At 41.4% G+C, this 1,257-nt stretch carries 1 protein-coding gene; it reads left to right on the top strand.

Features of this window, described 5'->3' with window-relative positions:
* On the top strand, positions 1-1,215 hold a 1,215-nt coding region (locus ACEN31_RS11515), incomplete at its 5' end, for an ISL3 family transposase (protein ID WP_407109477.1).
* Between the last annotated feature and the right edge of the window lie 42 nt (positions 1,216-1,257).

The following is a 1,257-nucleotide window of genomic DNA, read 5'->3' on the forward strand; positions in this document are numbered from 1 at the left end:
TTTGGCACATTAACGTATGTTCCTAAAGCCTGTGAATGTTGTGGTATCGTCAATGATGCCTATCAAGTCGTTAAAAATGGGACGCGTCACTCTCGTCTGACTTTAGCGAGCATAACGGGACTTCCTGCCTACTTAAACTTAGCCAAACAACGCTTCAAATGTAAAACCTGTGGCCAAAGCTTTACAGCGAAAACGTCCTTTGTGGACCCTCACTGTTTTATTTCTAAGCGGGTCACACAAATGATTATGGATCGGGCAACACGTGTGATGTCAGAGGTAGATATTGCCAAAGATACCCATGTTTCCCCGAATACCGTGCGTCGCGTCATTCATCAGGCTGCCGCTGCGCTTCGGATCCGTCCCACATCTTCGTTACCCGAGCACCTCTGTTTTGATGAATTCAAAAGTGTCAAATCAGTCAAAGCCGCCATGAGTTTTATTTACTGCGACGCTATAAATCATCAAGTCGTCGATGTGGTCGAAGACCGAAAAGCGGGCTCTTTAAAAAACTATTTTATTCGCTATGATCTCGCTGTGCGCCGTCAGGTTAAATCTGTCACTATTGATATGTACGAACCTTATATTCAAGTCATTCATCGATGGTTTCCCAATGCCGATATTATCATGGATCCCTTTCACTTGATACAGGCTTTAAACCGTGAATTATCGCAGTATCGTGTGCAGTTTATGAATACCATTCGAACCAAAGACCGCCGATTATATAATAAATTAAAACGCTATTGGAAGTTAATCCAAAAAAATCCGAATGACCTCAAAGCCACAACCTATCACCGATTTCCTTTATTTGATTGGCTGACGAATACGCAAGGAATTGTGGATTATTTACTGGCTCAAGATACCCAACTAAAAGCCACCTATCAGATTGTCCATCAATTAGGGGATGCCTACCGTACCAACAATTGGCCACGATTTGAATCTACCTTAATTCAGGCGAAGCAACTTCAGCTTCCAGCTGGGTTAAGGCGTGTCTTACGTTCTTTTAAGAAGTACCAAACGTATATTCACAACACGTTCTCGTATCCAGGTTTAACGAATGGCCCGATCGAAGGTATTAATAATAAAATTAAAGTATTGAAACGAACAGCCTACGGCTATCGAAATTACAGTCATTTTAGAGACCGTATTTTACTTATGACGCGATTATATGTCCCTCAGACAAATAAAAAAGATCAAGCAACAACTTATGCTGCTTGATCTTGATTAAAATGAGTCATCAACCCTATTTGACAAAGAGCC

Source organism: Ruoffia sp. FAM 26255, assembly GCF_045528525.1.
Taxonomy (GTDB): domain Bacteria; phylum Bacillota; class Bacilli; order Lactobacillales; family Aerococcaceae; genus Ruoffia; species Ruoffia tabacinasalis.